The sequence below is a fragment of the Phenylobacterium sp. genome (assembly GCF_024508875.1).
Taxonomy (GTDB): domain Bacteria; phylum Pseudomonadota; class Alphaproteobacteria; order Caulobacterales; family Caulobacteraceae; genus Phenylobacterium.
In genome coordinates, this window is sequence record NZ_JANINU010000016.1 from 44,123 (window position 1) to 65,695 (window position 21,573).

Genomic DNA, 21,573 nt, shown 5'->3' on the forward strand with positions numbered 1-21,573 from the left:
CGGAAATCAGACGTCGAACGTCACGCCCTGGGCCAGCGGCAGGGTCTTGCCGTAGTTCAGGGTGTTGGTGGCCCGGCGCATGTAGGCCTTCCAGGAGTCGGAGCCGGCCTCGCGGCCGCCGCCGGTCTCCTTCTCGCCGCCGAACGCCCCGCCGATCTCGGCGCCCGAGGGGCCAATGTTGACGTTGGCGATGCCGCAGTCCGAGCCCCGGGCTGAGATGAAAAGTTCGGCCTCGCGCATGTCGTTGGTGAAGATCGACGACGACAGGCCCTGGGGCACGTCGTTCTGCAGGGCGATGGCTTCGCCGAGGTCGCGGTACTTCATGACGTAGAGGATGGGCGCGAAGGTCTCGCGCTTCACCACGTCGGCCTGGGCGTCCATCTCCACCAGCGCCGGGCGGGCGTAGAAGGCCTCGCCCATCTCGACGCGCTCGCCGCCCACGATCCTGCCGCCGGCCGTCTTGGCGTCGGCCAGGGCCTTCTGCATCAGCTCGAAGCCCTGCGCGTCGATCAGCGGGCCGACCAGCGTGCCGGCCTCGCGGGGATCGCCCACCTTCACCGAGCCGTAGGCGGCCTTCAGGCGCGGCAGGAAGGCGTCGTAGACGCTCTCATGCACAAAGAGGCGGCGAAGGGTGGTGCAACGTTGGCCGGCGGTGCCCATGGCGGCGAAGGCCACGCCGCGGATCGCCAGGTCCAGGTCGGCGGTGGGCGCGATGATCGCCGCGTTGTTGCCGCCCAGCTCCAGCAGGGCGCGGGCGAAGCGCTGCGCCAGGCGCGGGCCGACGGTGCGGCCCATGGCGGTTGAGCCCGTGGCGCTGACCAGCGGGACCTTCGGATGGTCGACCAGGGCCTCGCCCACCTCGCGGCCGCCGATCACCACCGACGACAGGCCGGCCGGGACATCGCCGAACTTGACGCAGGCGCGCTCGAACAGGGCCTGGGTGGCCAGGGCGGTCAGCGGGGTCTTCTCGCTGGGCTTCCAGACGCACGCGTCGCCGCAGACGAAGGCCAGGGCCGAGTTCCACGACCAGACCGCGACCGGGAAGTTGAAGGCCGAGATGATCCCGACCACGCCCAGCGGGTGCCAGGTCTCCATCATCCGGTGGTCCGGGCGCTCGGTGGCGAGCGTCAGGCCGAAGAGCTGGCGCGACAGGCCGACGGCGTAGTCGCAGATGTCGATCATCTCCTGGACCTCGCCGAGGGCCTCGGAGGTGACCTTGCCGGCTTCCAGGGTGACCAAGGCGCCCAGGTCGGCCTTGGCCGCCCGCAGTTCCTCGCCGAACAGGCGGACCAGCTCGCCGCGGCGCGGCGCGGGCACGTTGCGCCACGCCAGGAACGCCGTATGCGCGGCCTCGATGGCGGCGTCGACCTCGGCCTTCGTGGCGTCGTGGACGTGGGCCATGACCTCGCCGGTCACGGGCGAGCGGACGGGGCGGTTTCCGCCAGTCCAAAGGGCGTCGGCCACGCCCAGGCGACCCAGAACGGCGGCGGCTTCCGCCGAGGCGGAGGTGATCTTCGATTGCACGGTCATGTCCGGACTCTGGTCTTACTCGGCGGCGGCGCGGAACGGCGCGGCGGCAGGTTCCGAGGCGTAATAGCGCCCGAAGCGGTTCGCGAGGAAGGCGTGCAGCGGAATATCTTCCTGGCGGATGAAGCCCGCCTGCGGCAGCGAGCCGTCGGCCAGCATGTCCAGCACCGCGCAGATTGCGCCGGCGGTGGTGATCTGGATGGCGCTCTTAATCTCGCCGCCGACTTCCTGGGAGAAGACCTTGTTGACATAGGTCTCCTGCATCAGGTGGCCCTTTTTCATCCCCGAGACGGTGACGAAGACGATGACAACGTCCTGCATGGTGGCCGGGACCGAGTTCTCCAGGATGTCCTTCAGCACGTCGCGGCGGTTGCGCAGGTTCAGGTCGTTGAGCAGCGCCTTCATGATCGCCGCGTGGCCCGGATAGCGGATGGTCTTGTAGTTCAGGTTCCGCACCTGGCCATCGAGCGTGTGGCAGAGGGTGCCCAAGCCGCCCGAGGTGTTGAAGGCCTCGTAGGTGACGCCGTCGAGGGCGAACTCCTCGCACTCCTCCAGCGCCGGCGTCTCGCGCAGCTTGCCGTTGGTGATGGCCTCGCAGGGCTCGCAGTATTCGTTGATCACCCCGTCGGTGGACCAGGTGAGATTGTAGTTCAGGGCGTTCGACGGATAGCGGGGCAGGGCGCCGACGCGCAGGCGCACGTCGTGCAGTTGGTCGAAGTGCTTGATCAGGTCCCAGGCGGCGATGGTGATGAAGCCGGGGGCCAGGCCGCATTGCGGGATGAAGGCGGTCTTGGAGTCCTTGGCCAGCTCCCGGACGATCCGGCTGGCGGCCACGTCCTCGGTCAGGTCCAGGTAGTGGGCGCCGGCCGCCTTGGCCGCGCGGGCGACGGCGGTGGTCAGATGATAGGGGGCGCAGTTCACCACGGCGAAGCAGCCGTCCAGCTCGGCGGCCAGGGCGCCGGACTCGTCGATGGCGATGGCGGCGGTGGTCACGTGCGCGCGGCCCGCGAACTCGCCCAGGGCCTCGGCCGACTGGTCGATCAGGATGGCCTCGTAGGCGCCCGATCCAACGAGAAGATCCACGACCGTGGACCCGATCTTGCCCGCACCGACGACGGCGACCTTGCGCATATGACTTCCTCCCATTGAGCGCGCTCAGAATCCCGTGCGGCTTGGCCACTTTCAATTGGCGCCCCGGCGATCTGCGGGCATAGACTGGGCGGATCGCCGATATCATTGCGCGGAACGCCGATGGACGACCTGGACGAGCACCTCCTGGCGAAGCTCCGCGACAACGCCCGGGCGCCGGTGGCGGAACTGGCCCGGGCGCTGGGCCTGTCGCGCACCACGGTGCAGAGCCGGCTGGCGCGGCTGGAGCGCACCGGGGTCATCGCGGGGTACGCGGTGAAGCTGGCGGGCGCATACGAGGCCGGGCGGGTCCAGGCCTTCATCACCCTGACCGTGGAGCCCAAGCAGGCGGCGGCGGTGACCGCCGCGCTGAAGCGGATGCCGGGCGTACGCCGGCTCCAGTCGGTGAGCGGGCCGTTCGACATGATCGCCACCGTCGAAGCCGCCGGCGTGGCCGAGATGGACGCCGTCATCGACGAAATCGGCGCGGTGAAGGGGGTCGAGCGCACCAACACCTCCCTGGTCCTCTCCACGAAGTTCGACCGCTGATGGCCACGATCCTCGCGCTCCACGCCCACCCCGACGACATCGAGATCCTGATGGGCGGCACGCTGGCGCTGCTCAGCAAGGCGGGCGGCCACCGGATCGTCGCCGTTACGGCCACGGCGGGCGAGGGCGGGTCGGCCGAGTTCGGCACGGAAGAGACCGGCCGCGTGCGCCAGGCCGAGGCCCGGCGCTCGGCGCAGGTGATCGGAGCGGAATACCGCTGCCTGGGCTTCCCGGATCTCGGCGTGTTCAACGACGACCCCTCCCGCCGCAAGGTCACCGAGCTGCTGCGCGACGTGCGGCCGGACGTGGTGATCACCGCCTCGCCGGCGGACTACCATCCCGACCACGAGGCGATCAGCATCCTGGCGCGCGACGCCTGCTTCGCCGCCCCGGTCGCCAACTACTGCACGGGCGAGGCCGCTGCGCTGGACGCGATCCCGGCGCTGTACTTCACCGACGCCATCGGCGGGCGCGACCGCAACGGCGTGAAGATCCCGCGCGACTTCGCCGTCGACGTTGGCGCCGCGTTCCAGTTCAAGCAGGCCATGCTGGCCCAGCACGAGAGCCAGGCCGCCTGGGTCGCCCGCCAGCACGGCATCGCCGACCATCTCGCGGACATGGACGCCTGGACCCGCCGGGTCGGCCGCGACTTCGGCGTCGAACTCGCCGAAGGCTTCCGCCAGTACCGCCACACACCCTACCCGAAGGCGCCGGTGCTGCAGAACCTGCTGGGCGACGCGGTGCTCACCGCCCTCTAAAGCCCGGCCAGACGAGGTCGAGTCAGCGCGCGGGCTCGAGCTGGCGGCCGGCCTTCGCCGCGTCGTAGCGGTCCCACATCGGCGCGCACTCGACCACCTGCCGGGTCTCCAGCGCCCGGTCGATGGCCATGACGGTCAGGCCGGCCTCCATGGACTCGTAGGGCGTCACCGGGAAGGCCGCGCGGCCCTCCAGGGCGGCCAGCAGGTCCAGGGCCATGGCCTGGTCGGCGCCGTTGTGGGCGTCGGCGGTGACGTTGCCATAGTCGATCTTCTCGGGCTTCCCGCGGAACAGGGCGCGCCGGACCATCAGCTTGTTGCGCACCAGGTCTGCGATCAGCGTCCCGTCGGTCCCGGCCACGTACCAGCGGCGCTCGGTCAGCGCCGTGTGGCTGTTCGCGTGGAAGCTGAGGCGCACCTGATTGGCGTATTCGACCATGGCCACCTGGTGGTCCGTCACGTCCATGTCGGACTCGAAGGCGTCGTTGGCCCCGGCCCAGCCGGCGTCGCGCAGCGCATAGGCGGCCGAACCGTCCTCCCACTGCCGCGGCCGGTCGCTGCGCTCGGGCACGAAGATCCGCCGCCCGCCGAAGCTGGCCACCCGCTCGGCTCTCGCGCCGGCGATGCGGCTGAAGATGTCGAAGTCGTGGACGACCTTGTCGAGGAAATAGGACCCGCCCCATTCCTGCTTCCGCCGCCAGTTCCGGGCCAGGTAGCCGCCGTGCTCGGGCGGGAGGTGCTCGGTGGCGTCCACGGAGACCACCTCGCCCAACTCGCCGCCGTCGATCCGCCTCAGGACCTCGCGCACGATCGGCAGCGAGCGCATGACCAGGCCCACGTAGACGGGCGGGGCGGCCTTGTCGGCCAGCCGCCGCGCCAGGGCCTCGGTCTCGGCCTCGGTGCGGACGATGGGCTTCTCGGCGAAGATCGGCACGCCCTGGTCCAGGGCGAAGGCCAAGTGCTCGAAATGCAGGTGGTTCGGCGCGCCCAGCATGAGCAGGTCGAACGGGCCGGCCTTCATCAGCTCGGCCGGGCTCGCGAACGCGCGGCCCATCGGCACGCCCGCGGCCTCCAGGATCGGCTGTCCGACCGGCGCCGGGTCCACGTGCCCCACGAGGTCCAGGTTCCAGCCCACCTCCTGCATGGCGGCGAGCACGTGGGCGATGCGCTGGCCGAGGCCGATCACGCCGATGCGATAGGTCGTCATGGCGGGATCATAGGCCGGTCTTCGCCGGGCGAGCTACCGCCGACGGCGCAGCTACGCCTGCGTTCCGCAGTCGGTTGTGGACGGCGGTGGCCGCGATGGCGCCTTCGCCCTGGGCCGTGGAGATCTGGTTCAGGCCGCGCACTACGTCGCCGGCGGCATAGAGCCCCGGCACGGACGTCTCCTGGTGGTCGCCGACGACCAGCCGTCCGCCGTCATCCAGCTTCGCGCCGGCGTGGACGGCGAGCCGCGTGCGGGGCGTCACGCCGAGCGCGGAATAGACCACGTCGAACGTGCGCGGCTCGCCGGCCTCGAAGTCGAAGGCGGTGATCCGCCGGCCCCGGATCCGCACGCCCCGCAGGGCGCTCTCGATCACCTCGACGCCCCCCGCGCGAAGCATCTGCGCCGTGTCGGCCGGCAGGGCGCCTGGCCCCACGTGAATGAAGGCCACGTCGTCCGAATAGGTGCGCAGGAACAGGGCCTCGCGGGCGCAGTGGTCGTCGAGCCCGATAACGCCCACCCGCAGTCCGATCACCTCGTAGCCGTCGCAGATGGGGCAGATGCGGACCAGCCCGCGCGCCACGCCATCCTCCAGCCCGGGGATCGGCGGGGCGTTGTCCAGCACGCCGGTCGCGAGGATGACGTTCCGGGCGCGCAGCGGCCCCGCTTCGGTCGAAAGGCGGAACCCCTGTGCGCCAGCGTGTAGCTCCTCCACCCGGCCGTGCAGGATTCTTGCGCCGTACCGCTCGGCCTGGCGCCGCATCCGGTCCAGCAGCACCGGACCGCGCACGCCGTCCGGAAAGCCCGGGTGGTTGTGGCTGCGCGGGATCCAGGCGGCCCGGCTTTCGCCGGACTCGACCACGACGAACCGCCGCCGGAACCGGGCCAGGTAGATGGCGGCGGTCAGCCCCGCCGGCCCGGCGCCCACGATCACGCAGTCGAGTTGCTGTTGCGACTCTTTAGGTATCGGATTTTCCTGTCTTTTTACCTAGCCTCAATGAACAAGCCTCAAAACAGAACGGCGGTATAGGTTCCACGGTCGATGAAATCCCTCTCCCGCCGGTTCCTGGTCAGCATCGGCATCACGTCACTGGTCCTGACAATCTGCGGCTCCCTGGGCGCCTTCGTGGTGTTCCAGCGTGAACTCTCGAACCGGCAGGTCTCGTTCCTCGCCGATTACGTCCGCGAGCGCACAAGCAACGTCGAGCGCCGTTTCTCGAACCTCGCCGCCCTGCACCGCGCGGCCGGTGAGGAGCTGGAGCGGCGGATGCACCGCCTGACCTCGGCCGAGGTGGACCGCCTCGCAGACGTCTATTTCCCCAAGCGTCCGGACGGCACCCGCCGGAGCGGCGACGCATGGTTCGACGGCAAGCTGCAGGACGGGCGCTACGTCTATGGCGTCGGCGCCATGGTGGCGCGGCCGGAGGAGATGACGGCGCAGGAGAAGAAGGCGCTGGTGGCGGCGTTCGACCTGGTCGCCACCTTCGGGCAGGCCGCCCGCAAGGACTACGACAACTTCTACTTCTTCGCCCCACCCCAGACGCGGCTGGTGATGTTCGGACCCGAGCGGCCCGACCGGCTGATGTTCTACCGCCACGACGCGCCGGCGGACCTGGATATCTCGAAGGAGGAGATGTCCCGGCTGACGCTGCCCGAGTCCGATCCGCAGCGCCTGACCCGCTGCACCAACCTGCAGCGCCTGATCCAGGACAAGGTGGGCGAGCGCCTGGCCACCGCCTGCCTCACGCCGGCCTACGTGGACGGCCGCTACGTCGGCGCCTTCGGCTCGTCCATCGAGCTCACCGGCTTCCTGGCCAATGCGGTGAAGACCTCGCTGCCCGGCGCGTCGGCGCTGCTGGTCACACGCAAGGGCGAGCTGATCGCCTACCCGGGCTACACCGTGCCGGGCAGGGCGGCGGAAAAGACCGTCGCGGAATACGAGCATCGCCTCGGCCTCAAGGCGATGGTGGCCGACATCGCCAAGACGGGTCGGGCCAGCGGGGTCATCACCAGCCCGGACGGCCAGCAGATCATCGCCTTCGGGCGACTGTCCGGTCCCGAATGGTACCTGCTGCTCAGTTATCCGAAGGCGGCCGTGGCCGCCTCGGCGGCGCAGTCGGCGTCGTGGGTGCTGGTGCTGGGCGCGATCGCCACGGCGTTGCAGACGCTGCTGGTCATCTACCTGGCGCGGCGGACCATCACCTGGCCGCTGCAGCGGCTGGCGCAGTCGTGCGAAGCGGACGAGGCCCATCGGCCCGACATGAGCGCCGAGGAGCGGCGTCGGGACGAGATCGGCGTCCTCGCCCGCTCCCTCCGCGCCGAGCGGGAAAAGGCCGAAGCCGCTGTCACCACGCTGGAGGACCGCGTGCAGGAGCGCACGGCCCAGCTCGAGCGCGCCAACACCGAGAAGAGCCGCTTCCTGGCCAACATGAGCCACGAGCTGCGCACGCCGCTGAACGGCGTCATCGCCGTCTCCGAGACCCTGGCGCGGGAGCAGGCGACCCCCAAGGGCAAGGAGCTGGCCGAGCTGATCGTCTCGTCCGGCCGGCTGCTGGAGCGGGTGCTCACCGACATCCTGGATTTCTCGAAGATCGAAGCCGGCGAGATCCGGCTCGCGCGCGACGAGTTCGCCATGGCCACGCTGGTCGGGCGGATCGCCGAGCTGCACCGGGCGTCCGCAGAGGCGAAGGGCCTGCAGTTGCACTGGTCCGTTTCGCCCGAGGCCGACCGCCGGTTCGCCGGCGACACCGTGCGCCTCACCCAGATCCTCTCCAACCTGCTGTCCAACGCCGTGAAGTTCACCGAGGCGGGCGAGGTGCGGCTGGAGGTGGACGCCGCCGGCGGCACGGTGGGCTTCACCGTGGCCGACACCGGGATCGGCTTCGACGACGAGGTCCGCGAGCGGCTGTTCCGCCGCTTCGAACAGGCCGACGCTTCGATCCGCCGGCGCTTCGGCGGCACCGGCCTGGGCCTGGCGATCAGCCGCTCGCTGGTCGAGCTGATGGGGGGCTCGATCGAAGTGGCCTCGGAACCCGGCCACGGCTCGGTCTTCTCGGTCCAGGTCCCGCTGGAGCGCCTGGAGGGTGAGGCCGAGGTCGCCGCGGAGGAGGCCGTCCAGGCGATCGACATTTCCGGCGCGCGCGTCCTGCTGGCCGAGGACCATCCCACGAACCAGAAGGTGGTCCAGTTGGTCCTCGGCGCGGTGGGCATCGAGCCGGTCGTGGTGGAGAACGGCCGCCTTGCCCTGGAGGCGTTGCGGGGCGCGCGCTTCGACGTCGTGCTTATGGATATGCAGATGCCCGAGCTCGACGGCCTTGCCGCCACGCTTCAGCTCCGGATCTGGGAGCGCGAGCAGGGCCTGCCGCACACGCCGGTGATCATGCTCACCGCCAACGCCCTGGACGAGCACGTCAAGGCCAGCCTCGAGGCCGGCGCCAACCAGCATCTGTCGAAGCCGATCCACGCCGACGCCTTGATCGAGGCGATCCTGCATGCCGTTGCGGGCCGCGAAGAGGGCGGCGAGGCGGCAGCCTAGGGCGCGGTGGCGCGCCCTAGGCTGCCCAGGCCGTGGGAGAGGGCCTCCCTCCCCCTTCCCGTTCGTCATCCCCGCCCTTGTGGCGGGGATCCATCCTTCGGCCGCACGACGGCGGAAGCGGGTCGCGCGGACGCGACCCGCCGCAAGACGCGTCGGTCGCTGAACCCTGGATCCCCGGGACAAGCCCGGGGATGACGAGCTTAAATTTGGGTGGAAGAGGAGAGTGCCCTTCACCCCGAGTCGCGATGGGGCGGTGGGGCAGCCGCCGCCTCGTCGGAGGGCGGATCGTCGGCCTGGGCTTGGTCGTCCTCGAAGACCGGCCGCGGCAGCGTGCGCCAGACCCGGCCGAGCTCTTCGGGCAGATCCAGCATGTGGCAGGCGCGCCGCACCTGTTCGTCCAGGTCGGCGGTGAGAAAGTCGGGCTGCTCGATCCAGTCGTCGAGCGCCATGTCGAAGTCGGTGAGGCGCTCCTCGCGCGCCTCGGGATCGGCGACGGCGGCCGCGGCGACGCGTTCGACGGCGTCCTGGAGCTCCCGCGTGCGCGTCTCGATCCGCTGCTCGCGGGCGAAGGCGTCGCGCCGGCCCAGGATCTTCGCGCGGGCGGCCTCGTCGGCCTGGCCCTGCTGCGCCTTCATCTTCAGCGCCAGCGTCGAGCGCAGGCACCGCGAGACCCGCTGATAGGTCCGGCCCAGGCTCGCCACCTCGTCGGGGTCGGTGGCGGCCGTGAACTGCGCATGGGCGTGGGCGACGGCCTCCATGTCCCGCTCGGCGAGCCAGGCCATCATCTCCAGGTCGCGGTCGGTCGCGGACATGGCGAGAGAGGTAGGGGGTGTGTGCGTCAGATTCGGACGTAGATGGTGGGGACGTGATTCAACCCCGGTTCCGGGAGGCGGGGGCCGGTGCAGTGTGGAGGTCGGCTTACGACCTATCTGAGACGTTGGCGCGGGGACATACCCCACCCTCAGCTTCCAGGATTCCGGAGGCGCTTGGTTTCGTTTCGGAACAGTAGGCCGCCCGCCACAAAAAATCCGAAGCCGATCACTCGCCAAGCGAGGCCGAGGCCCCCTCCGGTCCCGAAGTCGAGAGCGAAGGATAGCACTCCTGGAATCATCAGGAGCACGGCAACGATCAATCGCGAGCGGCGCATGCCGGGAGCATCGGCAGAAAGCGCTGCTTTGCCAACATCCCCTTTCCACCCATTGCAGATGTTCGCTGCTTCCCTTCGATAAGGCTCCCTCGGAGAGGGGAGGGCTTCGATCTCATGGACGGATTGGAGCCTGTCGGACGAGGCGTCTCAAGGACTGGCCGGAGGCCAGCCGCGCGGCGGCGCGCCGAAGGCGCGTCCTTGACACGCCTCGGCCGGCAGGCAGGCTCGACGCCACGAGGTCAAGCGCTGGATGGTCAGCCGCCGATCCCCCAACGCGCCGGATGAATAGTTGTTTGGGGGATGAGTTAGCGCCGGGCCGGGCGGATGTTAGGCGTTTTCGCCTCCTCTCCCCCCGCGAAGCGAGAGGGGAGAGGGTAGGGTGAGGGGCGACGGCGGCGTGGACGCTTGCACGATGGCCCAGCCATGATCCAACCTTTGCGCCCGCGGTGGCTAGCATCCTTCGGTGGATTCTGGCTGCCCCCGGAGCAGCAGCGGCGCGCCCTGCGTCGCCCCTCTCCCTGCCCTCTCCTCTCGCAAGCTCGGGGGGAGAGGAGGTGGACGTCCGCGAACGACCTCGGGGGAGTAGGCGCTACGGCGCCAGGTAGACCGGGTTTCCCAGCAGCCAGAGCTTGCCGTCGGGGCCGCGCACGTCCACGCGCAGCCAGCCCTTGCGGCCGGTGAGGTCGAACGTCCGGGTGTCGTCGTCGCTCAGCGCCGCGTCGTCGGCCAGCCCGGCAGAACCCGGACCTGCGAAGGCCAGCTTGGCTCCCGGCGCCTTGGCGACCCTGACCGTGAGCTTGCCGCCCTGTGCCTTCACCTCCAGCAGTCGGTCGCGCGTGCCCTGGACGTCGACGAAGACCCGGCCCTTGCGGATGCCGTCCAGGATCGCGTCCTGGCTCAGGTTTTCGGCCCAGACTACGGTCGTCGGCGTGCCGACGCCGCGGAGACCGGTGAGCGTGGCGTCGTGGTTGTCGGAGCCGCCGATGGCGGTGATGCGGCGGCCGGCGTTCAACTGGGCCTCCCAGAACGGAATGCCCGACAGCGGACCCTCGGCGTTGATCCCGTTGATCGCCTCTATCGCGGGAATGCGCGCGAAGTCGGTCTTCGCCGTCCAGCCGCAGCCCATGCAGAGCTCGCCCGAAGGCTGGCCGGGGTGGTTCAGCGAGATCAGCCCGTGGGCCGCCTCCACCTGGTCGACGATGCGGTTCAGGTCGGGCGCGCGCGGGCCGCCCAACTGGAAGTCGAGCGGCGCGGTGACGCCGAAGACGTTGGCGTGGCCGTGGAAGGTGGTGATCTCGCGGCCGGGGATCAGCAGCAGGTCGTCGTAGTAACCCTGCAGCTCGGCGAGGTCCTGGAAGTGGGCCGGGGTGTTGTGGTCGGTCACCGCCACGAAGTCGAGGCCGCGGGCGCTGGCCGCCTCAAGGGTCTTGAAGAGGGGGCAGGGGACGCGTCTTCCGGTCCGCGAGGCGCACGAACCGTCCGAGTGCTCGGTGTGCATGTGCAGGTCGCCGCGGTACCAGCCGGGGCCGACCTTCAGCGGCGCCTCGGCGAAGCCGTGGAAGACGGGGCTGCGATCCAGGGTGACCGTCGCCGTGTACGCGGCGCGGGCGTCCTTGCGCAGGTTGGGCACCCCCAGGATCAGCTTCCACTCGCCGGCCGGCAGCGGGCCGGGCAGGTAGGACGGCGTGGCCCATGTCTCGGTCAGGGTGAACTTCGCCTTGTTGCCGCCGCTCCAGCCGCGGAAGCGCTGGGGGTCGCGGACGCCCAGGTCGATCACCGACTTCTGGTCCTTGCCCGTGTAGGCGAAGTCGACGGTGACCGAGGTGGTCCCGGCGGGGACCTTGAACGGGACTTCCCGATAGGTCTGGTGGTCGGCGCCGGTCATGACGCCGGTCAGCGTCAGGGTCTCGGCGGCGGCGGGAAAGGCCGACAAGAGCGTCGCGAGGAGAGCCAACGCGACCCTTCTCCCCCAGCCAGCGCCCTCGGCGCTGGCCCCCTCTGGCCCAGCCGCCATCTCCCCCGAAGGGAGACAATGGGAGAAGGTGGCTCGCGAAGCGAGACGGATGAGGGGTCGCATTGCGCTCTCCGCTCGGCGGACGGTTGAAATGGCAGGAGGACGAGAGGCCTGCGCGACCCCTCATCCGTCAGCCTTCGGCTGCCACCTTCTCCCGCAAGGGGAGAAGGGGCTCAAGTCGTCAGAACCGATACAGCACGGCCGCCCGGAACGTCCGGCCCAGCTCGGGGCGGGCCAGGTAGAACTGCGAGCCGGCCTCGCTGGAGATGAACTGGCCGGCGCGGGGGTTGCCCTCGGTGAGGCCGATCTCGTTCGTCAGGTTCGTGCCGTAGGCGTAGAGCGTCAGGGTGTCGGTCACGTTGAACCGCACCTGGGCGTTCAGCAGGTAGTAGTCCGGGATCACCGTCAGGTTGGCGAGGTCGGAGAACCGCTTGCCGAAGTACTGCAGGTCGCCCTCGATCCGCAGGCGCCCGTCCAGGAGGTTGAGGCCGGGCGTCACGCGCAGGCTCACTTTCGGCGTACGCACCTGCTGGTGGCCGTCGAAGTCGAAGCGGCGCAGGCAGTTGGCGCCGGCGGTGATGGTGTCGGTGGGCAGCGGGCAGGCGCCGGCCACCTTGGCCACCGACTGGTTGAAGATCAGGTCCTTCACCTCGGAGTTCTGGACGGTGGCGGCGACCTGCACGTCGAACACCTCGACCGGGCGGAAGGTGCTCTCCAGCTCGAAGCCGAACGCGCGGCTGGCGCCGAACTGGGTGGTCGAGATGTACGAATTGGTGGCCTGGTCGTAGCGGGTCTCGGAGAAGCTCTGGCTGTCGAACTTCGAATAGAAGCCCGTCAGGTAGGCGCTGATCTTCTCCCGCTGAACCTTGATGCCCGCTTCGGCCAGGTCGAACTTCTGGGTGCGCGGGGCGGTGTTGGTCGGGTTGGTGATGAAGTCGCCCAGCGACGGCAGGCGGAAGGCGCGGGTGTAGCGAGCATAGGCGCCGACGTCGGGCTGGAACTGGTAGTTCACCGCCACGGTGCCGGACCAGCCGTCGAAGCTGCGGTCCAGGGCGTCGAACACCCCCGTGCCGCTGATCGCCTGGTCGTCGGCGAAGCTGGGGGTCTGGCCCAGGTTGATGGTCGAGCTCCGTTCGTTGCGGCCCGACATCTCGATCTTCTCCCAGCGCGCGCCCAGGTCGATGCGGAGCTGTTCGGTCACCTGCCATTCGTCGGCGACGTAGAAGGCGTAGCTCTTGGAGCTGCCCTCGGCGTTGTTGAACTGCGTGCCGTACCGCGAGAAGCCGTTCTCGGTGAAGTTGGCCACCACCGCCCCGGCGGCGTTGAGGCCCTGGAGGTTGAGCAGGCGGGCGTTGTCCTGGACGTCGATCAGGACGGCCGAGCCCTGCTGCCGGAACGTCTCGTCGGCCTTGGCGAAGTAGAAGCCGGCGGTGAAGTCGTGCGTCTGGCCGCCGATGTCGAACTTGCGCTGTAGGCGGACGTCGTCGATCCACTCCTTCAGGGTGATGTCCTGCTGGCGGACGAAGGCGTCCATGACCAGGCCGTTGCCGTTCGAGGTGGCGGTGAACGGCGTGCCGTCCAGGTAGGTCAGCCGGCCGGAGACCACGCCCAGCGCGGCGCCGCGGGCCAGATCCTGGTTGATCCGCGCCGCGCCGGCGACGGGCGTGTTGGGGAACAGCGCGGCGCGGGTGAAGTCGGTGTCGTGGTAGCGGAAGCCGTTCGACAGCGTCCAGCCGGCGAAGTCCACGTGGGCCTTCAGCGTGTACTGGGTAAGGTCGACGTCCGAGCCGCGGGTCTGGTCGAAGGGCTTGTCGCCGCGGCTGGTGCGCTGGATCAGGTGCGCGGTGTCGGGACCGGCCAGGGTGCCGTAGTTGGCGTCGAAGCCGGGCAGGTCGGTGGGGTCGCCGTTCGCGTCGTTGGTCAGCGGGATTCCCAGGTAGAACTGCGACTTGTCGGCGATGTGCTTCACGTCGAAGTCGAAGCCGCCGGCCTCGAAGTCGCGGCCGATCGAGGCGCGGATCTGGCCGCCCTTGTTGGCTTTCCAGCCCGGATCGCGCACGCCGTCGTCCTGGCGGTAGAAGCCGCCGATGCCGGCGCGGAAGCCGGCGATCGGGCCGCCCACCCAGGCGTCGCCGCGCCACAGGCCGTAGTCGCCGACCTCGGCCTTGGCCACGCCCTCGAAGTGGTCCGAGCCCTTGCGGGTGATGAAGTTGACCACGCCGGCCGGGGCGTAGGACGCGAAGATCGACGACGGCCCGCCGCGCACCACTTCGACGCGGTTCACCGTCTCGTCCATGCGGAACGAGAAATCGGTGTTGAGGAAGCCCAGGCCGCCGTCGTGCTGGATCGGCAGGCCGTCTTCCTGCAGGCCGACCGCGGCGTAGCCTTCGATCGGGATGCCGCGGGCGCGGATGTTGGCGCCGCCCACGCCGCCCGAGGCCTCGACCCAGTAGCCCGGCACGTTCTTCAGCACCTCGGCCACGCTGACCGGGGCCTGCATGTGCAGCTTCTCTTCGGTGACCGCGGTGATGGCGTAGGAGGCCTCGACCTTCTTCTGCGCCTCGACGCCGGCGCGGCCCGTGACGACCAGCTCCTCGACGGTGCTCGTGTCGTCCGCCTCGGCGGCGAAGGCAGGCAGCGCGAACGCCAGGGCGGACGCGGCGGCGGCGGCGAACAGTGCGGACTTCATGGTCGGGGGCCCCAGATTGAGTACTGGGGGCCGCCCTTAGAGGTCGATGTTATCGATTACACGACAGCGGGATGACGGCTCCGATGCGATGCATCGGAGCCACACCTGGGGTCGAGTCAGGGCGCCTCGTTCGAGAAGACGATGGTGCCCGAGGCGGCGAACATACCGCCGACGCCGTGGCTGACGCTGATCTTGGCGCCGGGGACCTGGGCCGCCGCCGTGCCGCGCATCTGCCGCACGCTCTCCTGCAGGGCGTACATGCCGTACATCCCGGAGTGCATGTAGCTGAGGCCGCCGCCGTTGGTGTTGAGCGGCAGCTTGCCGCCCGGCTTGCCGCCGGAGGGCGGCGCGGTGTTGCGCTCCTTGATGAAGGCGGCCGCTTCGCCGGGCTTCACGAAGCCCAGATCCTCCAGGCCGTAGAGCGGCAGGTGGGCGAAAGCGTCGTAGATCATCAGGTGATCGACGTCGGCGTGGCTGATGCCGGCCGTCTCGAACGCCTTTTTCCCAGAGATCCGGAAAGCGGTCGAATGGTTGAAGTCGTACATCTGCGAGACCATCGGGGTCTCGACGCTCTCGCCCGTGCCCAGCACATAGACCGGCTTCTGCGGGAAGTCCTTGGCCCGCTCCGCCGAGGTGAGGATCAGCGCGCCGCCGCCATCGGTGACGAGGCAGCACATCAGCTTGGTGAAGGGCCAGGCGATCATGTCGGCGTTCATCACGTCGTCGACGGTGATCGGGTCCTTGAAGCTGGCGCGCGGGTTCAGCGCCGCCCATTCCCGCTGGATGGTCGCCACCGGCGCCATGTCCTCGGGCTTGAGGCCGTGGGTCTTCAGGTAGCGGAGCACCGGGACGGTGAACATGGTGGGCGGGCCGACGGGGCCGTAGGGCATCTCGAACTGGCCCATCAGGCTGGACGGCGAACGCCCGAAGCCGCCGGCGCCCACGCGGCTGCGGCCGCTCTCGCCGTGGGTGATCAGGATGGTGGTGGCCAGGCCCGCGTTGATCGCCGCGGCCGCGTGGCGGACGTGCAGCATGAACGAACAACCGCCGACCGACGTGCCGTCGGCGTAGGTCGGCTTGATCCCCAGATAGTGCGCCAGCTCCACCGGGCTGATGCCTGCGGTGGCGACGCCGTCGATGTCGGACGGCTTCAGGCCCGCGTCGGCCATCGCGTTCAGCGCGGCGTCGGCATGCAGGCCGATCACGGACACGTCCGGAATCTTGCCCATCCTGGTGGTCTCGGCGGCGCCGACGACGGCGACGGATTTCTGTTTCCAGCTCATCGCGCTTACCCCTTCACCGGAGCGAACAGGGGCAGGCTGATGTCATCGCTCTGCTTGGAGAACGAGACTTTCACCGGCATGTCGAGTTGCAGGGCTTCAGGCGTCTGCGGGCAGTCCACGATGTTGGTCATCATGGTCGGGCCCTCGGCCAGCTTCACGACGGCGATGGCGTAGGGCTCGGTCCCCATGTCGGGGCGCGGCCGCTGGTTGATGACGTACGACCAGAGCACGCCCTCGCCGCTGGCCTTGTAGACCTCGACGTCCCGGCTGCCGCAGTGCGGGCAGAACGGACGGGGCGGGAAATAGCTGTCCTGGCAGGACGTGCAGCGCTGGAGGCGCAGTTCGCCCTCCCTGCAGCCGTCCCAGAAATGGCGGGTCTCCGGCGTAGGCTCCGGCAACATGCGTGGCGGCATACTGAAATCCGTCCCTTCGAAATCTCGGTTTGTCACCTGTCCCGGTGGGACAGGATTCTTTGCTGAAAACACTCGGGGCGCGGGGCGCTCCGAGGGGCCCGCGAAATGGCGGGCGCGCCAGCAAAGACGAGACGGCGGCGCTTGTCACGCACCTTGGCGGAAGGACCGCGTCAGTCGGTCATGAGGTCGACATAGGGGCCGAAGTCCGCCCGGTGCCCGACATTCATGAAGTAGTCGAGCCAGAGCCAGTAGCGCGGCGGATGGTAGAGGTGCTCGGGCGAGGCGTCGTCCGGGAACAGGTCGCCCGCCAGGTCCTCGCGCACGAAGAAGGCGTTGGCGCCGGTGACGTTGGCGCTCACCAGGCGATAGCCCTTGGCCTGCGCCGCCTCCGCGATCGCCTTGAGGCTCGATCCCGCGTAGTCGGTGCCCCGCCAGGCGAACTTCGGGTCGTACACGGGCCGCTTCGAGAGGTGGCCAGGGAATTTGGCATTGTACTCGATGCAGATGACCTTGGGGCGAACCTGCATCGTCTCCAGCAGGTAGATGTCGTTGCCGTCGATATCGATCGAGATCAGGTCCAGGTCGTCGGTGGCGCCCAGGTCGGAGAATAGCCGGTTGACGTTCTCGGCCGTCACCATGCCCATCGCCAGCACCAGGCGACGGTCGAGGATCGAACCGAACTTCGCCTCGATCTCGGCCTTCCGCTTCGGATCGCCCTCGACCCACGCGCCGCGCCAGCCCTTGTGGAGCAGGTACAGCGTGTTGCACTCGAGGCCGTTCTCGACGCCGATCTCCACGAACCGGCCCCGCTCGACGCCAAGTCGGCGGAAGATCTCCTCGAGGATGCCGTCCTCGTCGTTCTGGCTGTAGACCTTGAAGCCGAAGGGCTCGAGGCGCTTCGGATCCTGGCGGATGTCGGCCAGGATCCGCTCGATTTCCGCGCGCGCTTGGTAGCCGTTGTTCCGCTGCATCTGGGCGATGAGGCCCTGGACCAGTCTATCGGCCGTGTCGGACATGCCCTGGAATTCCCTGTTCGCTGCGCGCTTTTCGCCTCGGCCATAGGCCGTTTGGCGCGGCGCGCGCAACCGTCAGGGCCGCGGCTTTAGAACCGGCTGGAGGGCCGCTGGCCAAACGCCTCGACGTCGGCGGCGGTCACCGGCTCCTTGTAGTTGTTGCCGAAGTGGGTCCGCAGGTAGCCGATCAGCGCCTGGGCCTGCTCCTTGCTGAGCATGTCCTTGAACCAGGGCATGCCGCCCCGGCCGTTGGCGATGACATAGGCGGCGTAGCCGGTGGTCCCCAGGCGCGGGTTGTTGGCCAGGGCCGGGAAGCTCCCGGCGCCCACCGCGCCCTTGGCGTCGGCCATGTGGCACGCCTGGCAATAGGTCCGGTAGATCTCCTCGCCGGTCCTGGCGACCGGCGGCTTGCTGCCGCCGGGGCCGGGTTCGTCGGCGAGGGCCGGGGTGGCGAGGGCGCAGAGCGCGGCGGCGATCAGCAGGGGGCGCTTCAGCATCGGTCAGGCCTCCAGGGCGCGCTTGTGCAGGCGGGTGATGGCGTCGATGGAGGAGAGCAGGGAGCCCTCCATCCAGCAGCCGACGTAGGAGGCGTGCTCGCCGGCCAGGACGATCCGGTCGTCCATGGCGACCAACGTCTGGTAGTGCTCGGCGCGCGTCTCCTCGTTCCAGCGCGCGCAGCAGCCCATGACCCACGGGACGCGGTTCCAGGCGACGGACGCCCCGTTCAGGAACTCCTTGCGGTACTGCTGCGGGTGGAAGACCGAGCCCTGGGCCAGCGCCGCCTCGATCCGCTCGGCCGGCGTCATGCCCGCCAGGCGGTATCCGCCCGGACCGTTGGCGAAGGCGCCCAGCAGCACGGCCGGCCCGTCCTGGAAGAAGTTGTTGTTGGGATAGGAGATCAGGCCGATCTCCTGGCTGGTGAACGAGTGGCCGCCGTAGATGTCCTGATCTTCCTCCCAGAACCGCCGGCGCATCTCCAGCCCGATCTTCACCGAGTTGGAGTAGGGCACCGCCGCGATGGCGGCCTGCTTCTTCTCGGGCAGGTTGTTCTCGATCTGGTTCAGCACCGTCAGCGGGATGGTGCAGACGCAGAAGTCGGCCTTGGCCGTCGTCGTCGCGCCCTTGGCGGTGTCGGTGTAGGTCACCGAGACGCCGCTCTTGTCCTGGAAGAGCTTGGTCACCTTGGCGTTGTAGGTGATCAGGTGGCCGACCTGCTTGGCGAACCCCTCGCCGATCTTGCCCATGCCGCCGACCGGTTGGAACATCGTCGTCTGGAACTCGTCGTTCATGAAGAACGCCATGTTCGCGGCGATACCCGACTTCAGCACCTCGTCGAAGGGCAGCAGGTCCGACGGCTTCGGCGCGCCGTTCACCCCGCCGCCGGGCGGCAGTTCGAAGCCGCGGTGGCTGGAGGAGCCCAGGCCCTTCACGTAGCGCATGTCCTTGTCGAGCATGCCCCAGGAGCGCAGCGCCTCCTTCAGGCGGTCGGTGTCCTCGGCGGTCAGCTTGGTGTCGAGCGCCTTCTGGTCGATGGCCTTGCCCAGCAGCTCGGCGATGTTGCCCTCGAAGTCCGCCGCCAGCGAGCGGAAGCGCTGCGGGGCTCCGCCGAAGGCGTCGACGTTGTGGACGTAGGCGTTGTGGTTGAACTGGATGAACGGCTCCAGCGCCACGCCGAAGGCCTTGCAGTAGTGCAGCAGGGTCTTGTGGTGGTGCGGGATGCGCCAGGGGCCGGGGTTCAGGTAGTTGCCCTTGGCGAAGCCCACGTTCTGGGTCGCCCCGCCCATCTCGGTGAACTTGTCGCCGCCGTACAGCGACCAGTTGCGGCCGCCGGCGCGGTTCTGGAACTCCAGGATCTGGACCTTGTAGCCCGCCTTCTCCAGCTCGTAGGCGGCGAGCATGCCGGCGAGTCCGGCGCCCAGGACGATCACCGACGCGCCATTGCGCGCGCCTTCCAGCTTCGGGGGCCCGGGGAACCGCGTCTCGGCCGCGTGACCGAAGGTGGTCATCATCTGGTAGACCGCCGCGGTGCCGCCCATCAGGCCGATGGCGTGAAGCAACTGGCGCCGCGTTGGCGTCTGACGTCCCGTGTCCATGTTCTACCCCTCGCTCGCGCTTGTTCTTGCGCCCGGCGTACAAAAGCTGGCGGGTTCCTGGGGAGGGAGACTGCGCCCGCCGGCGGCGGATTCCTACGGTCTGCGCAGAAACGTGCGGCGCGTGGTCAGCCGTTGGGCACGGGGCCGCGTATGGCCGTGCGCCCCGCCTTTACCGCGTCGCAATCCGGGCTGTGCAGCATGGGTGCTGGCGATGGCCGCACGTGGCCGGTCGCCGGGATGGCGGTGAGCACGATGCGGGATTGGGCCGAAGCGCTTCAGCAATTCGTGGACGGGATCACCTCCAGCGTGGCGGTGGTTGGCCGGGACGCCGACAACGAGCTGGTGGTCACCGCCTGCAACGAGCATTTCTTCGAGATGATCGGAGGCCGCCGAGTGGGCGGGCGGATGTTCCCGTTCCACCTGGACGCGGTCGTCCCGAGCTACGCTCGGCACGAACTGCGCAGCAAGATCCTAGAGTGCCTGGCGTCCGGCGCGCCGCAGGAGATCGAACAGGCCTACGATCTGCGCGACGGGTCGCACTGGTGGCGGCTGTCGCTGAAGCCGCTGCACCATCTGGAGGCGGGCCGGGACAGCACCCAGATCCTGATCACCGGCCTGGACATCACCCCCAAGATGCTGCTGACCCACGAGCTGGAAGTCAGCACCTCGCGCTTCCGCTCGGTGGTGGACGCCGCCTACGACGCCATCATCACCATCGACCAGAGCCACCGGATCACCCTCTTCAATCGGGCGGCCGAGCGTCTGTTCGGCTACGATCAGGCCGAGATGATCGGGCGGTCGCTGGAGATCCTCGTCCCGGATGGCCACCGCGCCGCGCACCAGGGCTATGTCGATCGGTTCGCCCACTCGCCCGTGCGCTCGCGTCAGATGGACGAGCGCAACCTGATCTACGGCCAGCACCGCGACGGCTCGAAGGTGCCGGTCGAGATCGCGATCTCCAAGATCAGCGTGAACGGCCTGGTCGAGTTCACCGCGGTGATCCGCGACATCACCGACCGGGTCCACCTGATGGAGCTGTTACAGAGGACCGCGGCCACCGACGAGCTGACGGGCCTGCCCAACCGGCGCGAGTTCACCGACGTGGCCGGGCAGCTCATGCGCGCGCAGAAGGACCTGTCGCTGTTCATCCTGGATGTCGATCACTTCAAGCGCGTCAACGACACTTATGGCCATGACGTCGGCGACGAGGTGCTGAAGGTCCTGTCGCGGGTGAGCGTCGAGACGGTGCGGCACAAGGACATGTTCGCCCGGCTGGGCGGCGAAGAGTTCGTGGCCGTGCTGCCCGACGCCGATGCGGCCCAGGCGGAGGCGCTGGCGGAACGCCTGCGCGGGATATTCGAGCGCCAGGCGTTCGAGCACGCGTGGAAGGCTGGCCAGCCGGTCCCCTTCACGGTCAGCATCGGCGTGGCGACGCGCACGGCGGCGGACCAGGAGATCGGCTCGGTCCTGAAGCGCGCGGACCAGGCGCTGTACCGCGCCAAGGAAGCCGGACGAAATCGGGTCGCCTGCGGCTAGGGCGTCCGCCCTTCACTTCGGCGCATCGCGTCTAGGCGGCCTGGGTGGCCGAGTCGATCGGGCCGAACGCCTGCTCGAAGGCGCGCTGGCCCGGGGCGCTGAAGGCGACGATGCGCGAGCCCTCGACCCGGCGGGCCCAGCCCAAGGCATAGACGCGCTGGAGGAGCCCCGCGCCCATGACGCCGGCCAGGTGGCTGCGGCGCACGCTCCAGTCCAGGCAGGCCTTGCAGAGCGGACGGCGCCCGGAGGCCTCGGTCGCCACGCCGAAGTCGCGGGCGAAGGCGCGCCCGGCGTCGGTGAGGCTGAGCGAGCCGCCATCTTCGCGGATCCGCCCCTGGACGATCAGGGCGTCCAGCATCGCCACGCCCGCCTCGCCGGCCAGGTGGTCGTAACAGACCCGCGCCCGGCGCATTGCCGGATCTCTGGGGCCTGGGCGCGTCCGCACATGGCCGGCGCGCTCGGCCACCACGGCGAGCTGTTCCAGCACCTCGGCCACGTCGGCGCCGGCGAGGGCGAAATAGTTGTGGCGGCCCTGGCATCGCCGCGTGAGCAGGCCGCCCTGCTCCAGCTTGGCGAGGTGGCTGCTGGCGGTCTGCGGCGTCACCCCGGCCTCGCGCGCCAGTTCGCCGGCCGTCAGCGCCTGGCCGCCCATCAGCGCCGACAGCATGTTGGCCCTCGCCGGATCGC

The 21,573-nt window shown here is 69.4% G+C and carries 17 protein-coding genes; 4 read left to right on the top strand and 13 right to left on the bottom strand.

Annotated elements, in window-relative coordinates:
* Positions 1-6: 6 nt before the first annotated feature.
* Together Q0L11_RS02170 and Q0L11_RS02175 are read right to left on the bottom strand one after the other, a co-directional pair.
* Complete coding sequence (locus Q0L11_RS02170) at positions 7-1,530, bottom strand: aldehyde dehydrogenase family protein (RefSeq protein WP_296595205.1); 1,524 nt, start codon at positions 1,528-1,530, stop codon at positions 7-9.
* Positions 1,531-1,545: 15 nt separating this feature from the next.
* On the bottom strand, positions 1,546-2,658 hold the full coding sequence (locus Q0L11_RS02175; protein WP_296595206.1) for a saccharopine dehydrogenase C-terminal domain-containing protein: 1,113 nt from the start codon (positions 2,656-2,658) through the stop codon (positions 1,546-1,548).
* 120 nt (positions 2,659-2,778) lie between these two features.
* Between Q0L11_RS02175 and Q0L11_RS02180 the strand changes: the two genes are divergently transcribed.
* Together Q0L11_RS02180 and Q0L11_RS02185 are read left to right on the top strand one after the other, a co-directional pair.
* Positions 2,779-3,204 (top strand): Lrp/AsnC family transcriptional regulator, encoded by a 426-nt coding sequence (locus Q0L11_RS02180; RefSeq protein ID WP_296595207.1) that lies wholly within the window; start codon positions 2,779-2,781, stop codon positions 3,202-3,204.
* Complete coding sequence (locus tag Q0L11_RS02185; protein WP_296595208.1) at positions 3,204-3,962, top strand: PIG-L family deacetylase; 759 nt, start codon at positions 3,204-3,206, stop codon at positions 3,960-3,962. Before Q0L11_RS02180 ends, Q0L11_RS02185 begins: the two co-directional genes overlap by 1 nt.
* A 22-nt stretch (positions 3,963-3,984) precedes the next feature.
* On the opposite strand, the gene Q0L11_RS02190 is transcribed toward Q0L11_RS02185, so the two are convergent.
* Entirely contained in the window at positions 3,985-5,166 is a 1,182-nt protein-coding gene (locus Q0L11_RS02190) for a Gfo/Idh/MocA family oxidoreductase (RefSeq protein WP_296595209.1), read from the bottom strand.
* A gap of 7 nt (positions 5,167-5,173) precedes the next feature.
* Entirely contained in the window at positions 5,174-6,097 is a 924-nt protein-coding gene (locus tag Q0L11_RS02195) for an NAD(P)/FAD-dependent oxidoreductase (protein WP_296595210.1), read from the bottom strand.
* 108 nt (positions 6,098-6,205) lie between these two features.
* On the opposite strand from Q0L11_RS02195, the gene Q0L11_RS02200 reads away from it, so the two are divergent.
* Positions 6,206-8,698, top strand: a complete 2,493-nt coding sequence (locus tag Q0L11_RS02200; protein ID WP_296595211.1) for an ATP-binding protein — start codon at positions 6,206-6,208, stop codon at positions 8,696-8,698.
* A gap of 230 nt (positions 8,699-8,928) precedes the next feature.
* On the opposite strand, the gene Q0L11_RS02205 is transcribed toward Q0L11_RS02200, so the two are convergent.
* From Q0L11_RS02205 to Q0L11_RS02240, 8 genes are all read right to left on the bottom strand, one after another.
* Positions 8,929-9,510, bottom strand: coding sequence for a hypothetical protein (locus Q0L11_RS02205; RefSeq protein WP_296595212.1), 582 nt, complete (start codon positions 9,508-9,510; stop codon positions 8,929-8,931).
* A gap of 924 nt (positions 9,511-10,434) precedes the next feature.
* Positions 10,435-11,799: a CehA/McbA family metallohydrolase gene (locus Q0L11_RS02210; protein WP_296595213.1), complete on the bottom strand. Its 1,365-nt coding sequence runs from the start codon at positions 11,797-11,799 to the stop codon at positions 10,435-10,437.
* A gap of 241 nt (positions 11,800-12,040) precedes the next feature.
* Positions 12,041-14,548 carry a TonB-dependent receptor gene (locus Q0L11_RS02215; protein ID WP_296595214.1) on the bottom strand — a complete coding sequence of 836 codons (2,508 nt, stop codon included), beginning with the start codon at positions 14,546-14,548 and terminating at the stop codon, positions 12,041-12,043.
* A gap of 116 nt (positions 14,549-14,664) precedes the next feature.
* Positions 14,665-15,831: a hypothetical protein gene (locus Q0L11_RS02220; protein ID WP_296595215.1), complete on the bottom strand. Its 1,167-nt coding sequence runs from the start codon at positions 15,829-15,831 to the stop codon at positions 14,665-14,667.
* Between the two features lie 5 nt (positions 15,832-15,836).
* Positions 15,837-16,244, bottom strand: a complete 408-nt coding sequence (locus Q0L11_RS02225; protein ID WP_296595216.1) for a Zn-ribbon domain-containing OB-fold protein — start codon at positions 16,242-16,244, stop codon at positions 15,837-15,839.
* Between the two features lie 170 nt (positions 16,245-16,414).
* Positions 16,415-17,260 (bottom strand): hypothetical protein, encoded by an 846-nt coding sequence (locus tag Q0L11_RS02230; protein ID WP_296595217.1) that lies wholly within the window; start codon positions 17,258-17,260, stop codon positions 16,415-16,417.
* 86 nt (positions 17,261-17,346) lie between these two features.
* A complete protein-coding gene (locus Q0L11_RS02235) occupies positions 17,347-17,754 on the bottom strand; it encodes a cytochrome c (RefSeq protein WP_296595218.1) in 408 nt (135 codons plus the stop codon).
* A gap of 3 nt (positions 17,755-17,757) precedes the next feature.
* Positions 17,758-19,350: a flavin monoamine oxidase family protein gene (locus Q0L11_RS02240; protein ID WP_296595219.1), complete on the bottom strand. Its 1,593-nt coding sequence runs from the start codon at positions 19,348-19,350 to the stop codon at positions 17,758-17,760.
* Positions 19,351-19,548: 198 nt separating this feature from the next.
* On the opposite strand from Q0L11_RS02240, the gene Q0L11_RS02245 reads away from it, so the two are divergent.
* Positions 19,549-20,886: a sensor domain-containing diguanylate cyclase gene (locus tag Q0L11_RS02245; protein WP_296595220.1), complete on the top strand. Its 1,338-nt coding sequence runs from the start codon at positions 19,549-19,551 to the stop codon at positions 20,884-20,886.
* Positions 20,887-20,917: 31 nt separating this feature from the next.
* Here the strand turns inward: Q0L11_RS02245 and Q0L11_RS02250 are convergent.
* Positions 20,918-21,573 (bottom strand): winged helix-turn-helix domain-containing protein (locus Q0L11_RS02250; RefSeq protein WP_296595221.1); only part of this gene is annotated, 656 nt, incomplete at its 5' end.